This window comes from Paenibacillus koleovorans NBRC 103111 (genome assembly GCF_004000845.1).
GTDB classification, from domain to species: domain Bacteria; phylum Bacillota; class Bacilli; order Paenibacillales; family NBRC-103111; genus Paenibacillus_AA; species Paenibacillus_AA koleovorans.
Genome location: NZ_BIMA01000174.1, coordinates 1 through 10,339 on the forward strand (window position 1 = coordinate 1; position 10,339 = coordinate 10,339).

Genomic DNA, 10,339 nt, shown 5'->3' on the forward strand with positions numbered 1-10,339 from the left:
GGAAGAAAGAGGGGTTCCGGCCGTTGTTGTAGTCATGGCTCTTGATGGAATGGAAGCTGAGATTGGCCACGCTTTCAAAGGCGGACGTTTCGCTCCTTCACTCCCTCTGCCTGCCCACTATGATTTTGATTTCGTTCTTAGCGTTATTTTCGAGAATCCCGTGTCGCAGTCTCCCGGTTATACGGACTCGTATGTGGCGGGAAAAATAAGAATGCAAGTGGTTCCCTCGCCAAGCCCACTCAGCAGGTCAAGCCCGTATTCCTTTCCAAATTGAAACCGAATTCTTTGGTGTACATTGCGAAGCCCGTTCCCTATCGATGTTGGGTCGTCGCTTCTTAACGCGGTCGTAAGCTTGGAGAGGCGCGCCTCCGTCATCCCGCGTCCGTCGTCCGACACCTCCAGCATGACAAGACCGTCCTGAAGCTCGCCTCGGATCGCAATCGTCCCTATACGGTCTTCATCGGGCAAAATTCCGTGAAGCAAGGCATTCTCCACCAGAGGCTGCAGGATCAACGCCAGTGTAGAGCACGCAAGCAATTCGGGCTCGACGTCGATAACCAATCGGATTCGCTCGTTGAATCGAATGCGCTGAATGGCGAAGTAGGCGCGTACATGCTCCAGCTCCGTTGCGATGCTGGTTCTTCTGCTGATGTTCAAGCTCAATCGGAGGAAGTCCGACAGGTTCCGCACCATGGCGCTGATTTCGGGCGCTTCGTGCCGAACGGCCATCCAATGAATCCCATTGAGCGTATTGTACAAAAAATGAGGATTGATTTGGGCCTGCAGCAGATTGAGCTCCGCCTCTTTTTTTTCCAAATCGGTCTTATACACGTCCTGGATTAAAGCCCGTATGCGCTCAACCATCCAATTGAATTTTCCTGAAAGTATGCCCACTTCATCCAGATAATCGGTGTGGACCCTGATCTTGAAGTCGTTCTTCTCCACGGCTCCCATAGCTTCAACCAGCTTGCGGATGCGGCGGGTTACTCCCGTTGAAACGATATAAGCAACGAGGAACGAAAGCGATAAGATGGCAGCAGCCACCCAGAGGAAGTTGCGAACGATCGCTTGCGCCCGATTCGTCATCTCGCTCATGGGAATCTCCGCGAGGACGAACAGAGGGAATGACGGCAATTTTTCATAGACAGTTAAATGGTTTTCGCTAGTAGAATTTTGCATGACCCCGTTCTGTCCCTCTGCTCGGCGCTTCGTCCAATCAGGGGGCAGCACAGGCTGATCTAGCAGCTCGGGAGACGAAGACGAGATCGCGATCCCATTCTCCGTAATCAGGAACCATCGGTGAATAAGGGATGATGCCGCCTGTGATGACACTCTGCGTACCAGCTCCTCGTTCAAACTAACCGTGGCGGTCGCGAGATGGGTAAAGTCCCTTACACTAACAATCTCCACCAAGCAGGACAAGGTCAACCCTTCTCCGGGCTTGAAAGCATAAAACCAACCTGATCCTGATCGATTGGAGGGCTGGAGTGCATTCAGTCGGCTGGCCGTGAGCTCCGCTTGATCCAAATACCGAATCCCGTCGTTCAAAAACCGTCGTGGACGGTCGAGATAGAGCTTGACCTTTAACCCATAGGTTTTCTCAATCGCATCCAGGGCTCGTTGAGCTACCAGATAATCGTCATATTGATCGGCCACCGATCCGTTCTCGCGGCGCAGGGCATCCTGGAGCTGGAAATTATAGGACAGGAAAGCGGCTTGCTTCTCCGTCTCCTCGAGCAGATTCTGCAGAGCATTGCTCGTTTGCACCAGATTGCCGGAAATGACATTCGTAAAGTTTTCTTCCGCCGTCTTCATATTCTCTCGGTAGGCGAAGTATCCGAACAGTCCGGTCGAGGCAATGATCAGCAGGGAGAATGAAAAAAAAGGCGATAACGCAGCGCGAGCTTCTTCATACTGAGCGACAAGTCAAATCCCCCCTCGTCTATAGTCGGATGGAGATAGGCCCTCGTACTTCCTGAACACCTTGCTGAAATAGTTCTCGCTGCTGTAGCCGACCAATGCGGCGACATCGGCAATTTTGAGCGTGACGTCGTTCATCAGCTCCTTCGCCTTCTGCAAACGATACTCGTTCAAATAGTGATTCAAGGTGTCTCCTGTGGCTTTCTTGAATATCATGCAAATATAGGCGCTCGTATAGTTCAGTTCGTTGGCCATTTCCAGAATGGACAATTGATCCTTCCAGTAATTCGACGCAATGTAGCTCTTAATGCTTTGGATGAGAAGGGACTCCCTCTCTCTGGGCAAATATCCGGCAGCCGCTATAGGCGCTTCACGCTCCAATAAGCTTGAATAGACTTCCCCCAATTGCAAGAACGATTCGAACGTATCGCTGATCTGCAGTCGGTTCGGCCTCCCGCCCGTTTGTTCGATCGATCGACTCCAAGCGGATACCTCCGGTTCCTGCGCTCCGGGAATCATCATTAGGGCGTGATTGCCCTTGCTCCAGCTAATCGCGGTATCGGACATGCCCATTCGTGAATTCCAGGCCGCTTCCAAATCCTTCGCCGTTTTGGCAGGCTCCTCGGATGGAACAAGCACTAATCGAAAACATTCATCGACATACCGGGGGAGCTGCAGCGACCGACAGCGTGCGGAGAGCTCCTCCCTCGAAATCACGGGTTGGGAAGCTTGCAGCAGGCTGTTGAGAAATTGCTCCCTCAGCACGGGGAGACTCATCTGCAGCATGGCATGAATCTGGTGCTGGTCAGACTTGCTCTTGCGCCGTTCAATCGCCGTTCGGACCGCTTGCTCCAGCTCTTGAACGTCTACGGGCTTAAGCAAATAATCGACCGCATGAAGCTTAATGGCGGACTTCATATAATTCATGTCGGAGTACGCGCTCATCATGATCAAACTGGCGTCAGAGCCCATTCGCTCCAGCTCGGCAGCGAGTTCTATGCCGGACATCTCCGGCATGCGCACATCGGTAACGATAATATCGGGCCGAAACGTGCCTACCAGCGCCAACGCCTGCTTCCCGTTCGACGCCTCCGCCAACTCGCCGACTTGGAGATCCTGCCAGCGCATACTTTGGCTGAGCGCCTCTCTTGTGATAACCTCGTCTTCTACTAGCAGCAACTTGAACACCGTTGTCACCCCCAGAAGTGTATACGTTTTCATCATAGCATACTTCTCGGATCAGATAGAGAGAAAGGCCCGGCATCGGAGCCGGACCTTATTTTACCGATGAATGGCGTCGGCCTTCCACGGGCAAGGCTGCCACGCGTCCAGACTGCCAATCCATTTTTCCCATAGCATACCATCTTGCCCGAACGCTTTGCCTGTCAGAGCGCTCAGCTCTTGATGCGCATGACGAACGAGAATTTTTCTAACATCCCCCAAATATTCAGCCAGTGTCCTCAATCCGTCTTTATCCCCGCACCGAGCCAACGCTCTCGCAATGACCAATTCCAAGTAAGCGGCTCTTTCCTCGAAGAAGTCCGGCTGCAGCAGAACATTGGAGGTACGTCCGCTAAAGAGGGGATCTTGCTGCAGCACCTTCAAGGATGGAATGAAATCCGGGTGTCCTAATCGCTCCGCCATATGGCATAGGCTATCGACATAATAGAATAAACCGTGTTTGGGGTCGGTAAACTTTTCCCATGTCGGGTTTAGCTTCTTTACCGCGCGATTGGCCACGTCTACGGCCGCCCGGCAATCATTGGTCATGGCTAGCGTATACAGGAGATAGGCAAGCTCCGGCATCGCCCCATGGTCGGGAGGAGCGGTTACGTATTTGATCGAGGTGTCGCGTCCCGGCAATTCATCGAATTGGAGAAATCGTTCCATCTCCTCCAGCAGGACGGGGATTCCAGCCGGGTCTCCGTGCCAAGCCAATGCTTTGGCCGCCGTCAACCGTCTCGGTGAGCCTGGATTGTCCGTCTCTCGTCGAAGCAGAGGGATCACACGCGAATCCGCCATACAGACGACCGCCATGGGAATACGCTCCCGGTATACGTCTTCATATCCCATATTGGCGAACTCGTACAGCCTTTCTTGGTCGTCCAGCTTGGATACCCAATCCTCCAATTGTTCTATCGTTTCGATCTGCCTAGGCGCGCGGGAAAGGATGGTTTCCGGCAAAATGTTCACGCGGACGAGCTCTTGCTGAAGCAAGTGCAACGGCACCTCTCTGGGCGGGACGGAAAGACGGGCAGCCAAGGAAGCGGCAATCCCTCCTACGGCTCCTAAATTCTCAAGATCGGCCTGCATTCGGATTGCCGGAAGAGCGTCATGGGTGCCGGAAATCGCTTTGCCCACGACCAGCAGCCCGTCTACCCCGTTCGGAAGCAGCGCGCGATACGGGATTTCAATCTCCAGATTGGGCGGCAGCAGGCCCATCCGGATCCAATCGGAGCAGCTGTGCCCTTTAATATCGTAATTGCTGAAGCAAATATTGACCACGTCCGGCCACTCTCGCAGAGCCAATTGATCGCTCAGGGACAGCAGAACCTCCCCCACGATATGGCGGGATTCCCGGGGAGCGATGTAGGCGCAATGATCATAGCCGATAAATCTTCGCCTGGCCGTCAGGATCGCTCGGGTATAGTCCTCCGCGTCGCCTACGTCCACCGTGCTGGTAAAATTATTCTTGTACAGACCCGGCTTTACTTGAGGAACCTTGGAATACCACATCGTAATACTGTCGCGCTCCGATCCATATAGATAGGGAGCGCCGGCCAGCACTGCCGCATCTCCGTCGCCGGTCGCATCGATCACGCAGGACGCGCGCACTTCGACAAGGCAATCAGGAAGCGCGATTCTCGCCCCGATTACCCGACCGCCTTCCTTCAGGACCGATACCAGCATGCTGCGCCAGAAGATGCGCACCCCCGCCTCGACGGCCATCTTCAGAAGAGCAAACATCTTGGCCTCGATATTCCACTTCTCTGCCGTAGCGCCTTGCCACTTCAAGCCCATCGACTCATGCTCTTCTCTCACTTGGCTTGCTACTCGAGCGGTAAAGCCTACCCTTCGACCGAACCAATAAGAATCCACTCCGCCCACGGTTCCCGTTCCTCCCAAGCCGCTGTTCATTTCGAACAGCATGGTGGACGTCCCTTGTTCAGCGGAAGCAATCGCCGCTGAAGCCCCGCTCGTTCCTCCGCCGATGACCAGCACATCGGTGGTTAGATGGATTGTGGGCAGCGTTCCGCATGCCGAGTCAGAGTGGTGACTGACGGTAACAGCAGTGGCGGCGGTGAGCTGGCTTGGATTTTCCTGAGCTGCTTTGGCCGCATGTTCCCCTGTTTCGTGACCTAACCGAGCAAGGGCAGCTACATTTCTCTGCAGCTCGGCGGATGCTTCATCCTCCAGATCGGCATTACCGCTAGCAATCCATATGCCGGGCATGGCCATGTAGGGAGAGACGTCGCACCCTTGCGTCCTCCGTCTCGGCGCTGCAGTCAGCTCATGGGCTCCATTTATCAATTCCGCATTCTTGAACTTGTGCTCGGTCGCCTTAAGCAAACGGAACAAGTCCATGGAAATCGTTCTCGCCTTGATCTCCGTTTGATTGGTCCAGAAAGGGTCCTGCGCATACGGCTCCTCCCAGCTGAACCGAAGCAGCATATGCCCTTGTTCGGAACCAGCCGGGATCGCCTGGACTTGCTTCAGCCCCAGCCTGGCGGCTGCCTCGCGCAAGGAAGACTCGTCCGGAGCTCCCGTCTCCACCTTTCGCAAGGAAATCATTCGTTCCACCCGTACATTCCGATCCCGGTATCGCAGCTCTGCCTGAGGGAGGGTCGCCGCCACCACCCCTTCCGACGAGGCGTCGATGAGCTGGTACGTGCGAACCGTCTTGGTCCCGAATTTGCCGGTCAGCGTTACAAGATATCCGTTCCTGTCCAGCGTCCACTCCACCATTCGCGCATTGTACAGCAGCTTCACCTTCTGCTCCAGCAATACATCTTCCAGCTTCAGCTTGATGCTGTCAGGCGTCAGCACCGGCAGCGACTCCGTAGTCCCCTCCATCATTAGTTCCCGCTGTCCCCAATTAAAAAATGCAGCTATTTCTTGAAGCTTATCCGGATCGATCGCATATTGATACGTCGCCGTCAGTTCCTCCCCGAGATACGTCCGCATCTCCGCCAGCATCACGGAAGCTCCGGCCTGAGCCGCGCTTCTGGCAGCGGCGACGCCGCCAAAGCCTCCCCCGAGAACCAGTACATCCACCCTATAGTCGGCCAACCCAAGCAGACCTTCCGACATGTTGTTCATCTCTCCTTGGCAAAGAACTCTTGTTTGGCTGTTCCACCGAAGCCCTTTTTCTTGTAAGCGCGTTCAAGTTTGGATTTACTATATCACCCATTTCGTGAAAGCAGAATGCACTATCTATTGATTTTGGGTGAAAAATAAACGGTTCCAAAATAATGCCAAAGGCGATCGCTTCACCTCTCCTCTCCAGCCATCTGCCCTCTTGTCTAATTGAATGTAAAAGTGTCCATACTGGATTTGTTCAAGAGCGGGAAGGAGACCGGAGCCCAATGATGCCTAGAGGGAACATATCGATGTTGCAAGCAAGCATGCTGCTAATAATGGCAATTGGACTGGACAATCATGTAACGGTGATCCCTCTGCTTCTCAATACAGCCCAGAAGGATTCCTGGATGAGTGTTATTCTGGTTGCCCCGTTATGCATACTTTGGACACTTCTGCCCTATTCTATCATTAGAAAAACCGAACAGACGAACATCATGACATGGCTGCGGTCGCACAATTACAACCTTTTACCGCCAGTAATAGCCTTAGTCGTGTTTCCCTTTTTCTTTATAAACGCATTTATTACGCTGAAAGAAGTCATTGTTTGGACAGAGGTATCCTATTTGCCGCAAACGCCAATGTTGGCCACTACCCTCACCTTACTGGCGCTTTGCGTCTATTCCGCCCTGAAAGGCATACGTTCCATAGCCATCATTGCAGGCCTATTGCTTCCCTTCGTTTGGCTGCTGGGTTACTTTGTCATGGCCGCCAATTTTCAAGTCAAGCGATACGACCTCCTGTTTCCTGTATTCCGCACAGCCGGGTTCTCAGGAATTGCGTCTTGCATGCTCTATGCGGCCAGTAGCTTTGTGGAGGTGTTCATCATTATTTTTATGCAGCATTCTATCCGTGACAAAATCAGATGGTATCATCTGATGATACTGGTCTTTCTTCTTGCCGGACTGACAGTCGGACCTTTAACCGGAGCCATCGCCGCTTTCGGCTACGAAGCGGTACTGATCCGATACCCGACCTTTGAGCAGTGGAAGCTGGTACGGATTGGGGATTACGTGTCTCATGTGGACTTCTTGTCGATCTATCAATGGCTCTCAGGCGCATTTGTACGCATTTCGCTCATGCTATATATGACGGCGGAGCTATTCAAGAAGGGCAAAGACACGAAATCCGTTCGCGCAGTGCCCATCCTGCTCCTTGCAGGAGCTTTATTAGTGCTGGCGTGCCTGCCTGCGATCAACGATTTTGATTATCTGAAGCTTGCCAAATGGTATTACATGGGGTCCTTTATCATCATTATTACGGTCTCGACGGTTTTGTTCGCGATCATCATGTGGATCAACCGCAAGAAGGGGGCTAACATTTGATTAGGAAACCGTGGCTCGGAACCCGGACCAAAAGCAATCGGATTGTCGGCTCATCGAGTACGAGGGAAGACGATACTTGGAGTGAATGGGATGAAGAGAGGCTTCGCATCCATTATCAAGGCAGCGCTGATGTGAAAATTCAAAACTGCCGGTTTGGCGAAGCTTCGGAAACCATCACGATCGTTTATTGCGAGGGACTTGTCGATATCAAGCAGATCTCCGATTTCGTCCTGCCCGCATTGGAGCAAGTATTCCAGAACGGAGACCCAGGAGCGGAAACTTGGGATAAGCTGCATGCCAAGCTGACGGTAGCAGAGATCCAAGCCGACCGGGATATGTCCGTCCACTTGTTCAGCGGAGCGCTCCTCCTGCTTCATCGTGCGAGCAAACGGATGTATGCGCACAATATCGAGAGCATTCCAAAACGGAGCCCTTCGGAGTCAGCAACCGAAATATCGCTCAAAGGACCTCGGGACGGATTTACGGAAGAGCTGTCTACGAACATAGCGCTAATTCGGAAACGATTGCACACGCATAAATTGTATAATGAAAGGTTTATCTTAGGCGTGGAGAGTCAGACCACAGTTTCTCTCGTGTACCTGGACGGTGTCATCAATCCGAATCTGGTTGAAGAGGCCCGGAGACGAATTCTGTCTTACCGGAATGAAACGGCGCTCCTAAGCAGCTCCCAGTTGGAAGAGACGTTGGGCGATTCCAAGTTCTCGTTGTTCCCTCTAATCGATTACATGGGACGACCCGATTATGTTGCACAGAGCTTGATTCGGGGGCGGTTTGCCGTATTGGTTAATGGATCGCCGATGGCGCTCATCGCCCCTTCCGGTTTGACCGAGCAGCTGAAATCGCCGGAGGATTTGCATTTACCTTACTACTTTGTTGCGTTGGAGCGATCGCTGCGTTTTATCGGTTTATTTATCGCCATCTATTTGCCCGGATTTTGGGTCGCTTTATGCGCCTTTAATATGGAGCAGTTGCCGTTCCGGCTGCTTGCTACGGTTTCCAATTCCCGACAGGGCTTGCCGTTATCCACATCTATGGAGGCCGTGCTCATGCTGGGTCTATTCGAATTATTCCGGGAGGCGGGCATCCGGCTTCCGAAGGCCGTCGGCCAGACCGTTGCGGTCGTTGGCGGATTGATTGTCGGGGACGCTGCAATCCGGGCCGGATTAACATCTCCTACGCTGCTGGTCGTATCTGCAGTGACCGCAGTATCGACATTTACCCTAGTGAATCAATCGTTAAGCGGCTCCGTAAGCGTGCTCCGGATATTTGTGCTGCTTGGCTCGTCCATTTTCGGCATGTTCGGTTTTTTTATCAGCATGTTTGCCATCGTCGCCTACTTGTCCGGATTGAGTTCGTTCGGAGTCGGTTATCTGGAGCCGCTTTCCCCCGTCACATTCAAGGATATCCTGCGAGCCGTTTGGGCCGTGCCCAAAAAGTGGAAGCAGACGAAAGCCGACAGCCTCAAGCAACAGAATCTGTACAGAGAGGAACCGTAAATGCTGCATGAAAACAACTCGGATATCCGGCCTGCTTCTGATCCCGTCTCTACTCCTATTGCTGACCGGGTGCTGGGACAGTCATGATCTTGAGGATATCGACTATATCTCCGGGATCGGTATCGACTACTCCGACAACACCTACCATGTTTATGCCCAAATGCTTGATTTCACCGTTATTGCGAGGCAGGAAAGCAGAAACGGCACCACAGAGCCGCTCGCTTATTCCGGACAAGGCACCGGGGAGACGGTCAGCATGGCGATGGACCAGCTATACGATACGGCTCAGCAAAGAATCGTCTGGAGTCATGTTACAGCCATCATTGTGACGGAAGCGGCCCTGAAACACGGAATCCAGGGCTTTGCGGATGCTATTAACCGATTCCGTGAGATCCGTTACACACCGTGGATTTTTGGCACCAAGGGCAATATTGACGAATTGTTCCATGCGACCGCGTTTTACAACCTTTCTTCCCTGTCCACCGTTATGCATGAACCGAGTAAAACATACAAGCAGAAGTCATGGCTCCCTCCGATTCGGTTGCTGCATTTCTCAGCGGATTATTGGGAGCCGGGGAAAACGATCATACTCCCCACGCTCGGCATTAACCCGGCTCAATGGGAAAAAAATCAAAAGCCGGACCCCAAGCTCCAAATGAACGGCGCTTTTGTTGTCAGAGACAAGGCAGTAAGAGGTTGGATAGGGAATGAGGATTTAAGCGGCTTGCGCTGGATGACGTCCGAAACCAATCGAACGCCTCTGGAAATCCGAGAAGACAACACGTTGCTTGCCGTCCTGTCATTAGAAAGCCCGAAGCAGGAAATTACCGAATCGTTTACGAATGGGAAGCCCCTATACCGGATCAAACTGACTATTACAGGAAATATCGTCGAACAGATACATCCAGCCAGCGAACAGCAGCTCAGTCAAATTGCGCAGTCCTTGATTCAAAAAGAGGTGCGAGAAACGTTCCTCAAAGCACTCAAGCTAAAATCAGATGTTTATCAACTTGAATATTTCACCTACCTGCACCATCCCGATATATGGAAACAATTAAAAACTCAAGCTCCATTCTTCTTAACCAAGGATTCTTTGGATGCGGTTGAGGTTCGTGTAAAAATAACTCATAGCGGCCTGCTCAAAATGCTGCAGAAGAGCTATACGAGATAATAGTCCCTATATAGAGCAATCTGCGATATTCCGCCGAAATGATCTTT

6 protein-coding genes are annotated in these 10,339 nt (G+C 52.5%); 3 read left to right on the plus strand and 3 right to left on the minus strand.

The features are described from left to right. Nucleotides 1-177: 177 nt before the first annotated feature. The 3 genes from PKO02S_RS30305 to PKO02S_RS30315 form a co-directional block, all read right to left on the minus strand. Nucleotides 178-1,815 (minus strand): sensor histidine kinase, encoded by a 1,638-nt coding sequence (locus tag PKO02S_RS30305; RefSeq protein WP_127588751.1) that lies wholly within the window; start codon nt 1,813-1,815, stop codon nt 178-180. A gap of 111 nt (nt 1,816-1,926) precedes the next feature. Then, nucleotides 1,927-3,108, minus strand: coding sequence for a response regulator (locus PKO02S_RS30310; RefSeq protein WP_164821778.1), 1,182 nt, complete (start codon nt 3,106-3,108; stop codon nt 1,927-1,929). A gap of 93 nt (nt 3,109-3,201) precedes the next feature. Further along, nucleotides 3,202-6,231, minus strand: coding sequence for an FAD-dependent oxidoreductase (locus tag PKO02S_RS30315; protein ID WP_164821779.1), 3,030 nt, complete (start codon nt 6,229-6,231; stop codon nt 3,202-3,204). Nucleotides 6,232-6,530: 299 nt separating this feature from the next. Here PKO02S_RS30315 and PKO02S_RS30320 point away from each other — a divergent pair, with 299 nt between their 5' ends. Genes PKO02S_RS30320 through PKO02S_RS30330 form a run of 3 tightly spaced genes read left to right on the plus strand, consistent with a single transcriptional unit; the run spans nt 6,531 to nt 10,292 of the window. Then, a complete protein-coding gene (locus PKO02S_RS30320) occupies nt 6,531-7,604 on the plus strand; it encodes an endospore germination permease (RefSeq protein ID WP_164821780.1) in 1,074 nt (357 codons plus the stop codon). Next, nucleotides 7,601-9,121 (plus strand): spore germination protein, encoded by a 1,521-nt coding sequence (locus PKO02S_RS30325; RefSeq protein WP_127588755.1) that lies wholly within the window; start codon nt 7,601-7,603, stop codon nt 9,119-9,121. The genes PKO02S_RS30320 and PKO02S_RS30325 overlap by 4 nt, the downstream gene beginning before the upstream one ends. A 7-nt stretch (nt 9,122-9,128) precedes the next feature. Continuing rightward, nucleotides 9,129-10,292 carry a Ger(x)C family spore germination protein gene (locus tag PKO02S_RS30330; protein ID WP_127588756.1) on the plus strand — a complete coding sequence of 388 codons (1,164 nt, stop codon included), beginning with the start codon at nt 9,129-9,131 and terminating at the stop codon, nt 10,290-10,292. Nucleotides 10,293-10,339: the final 47 nt, after the last annotated feature.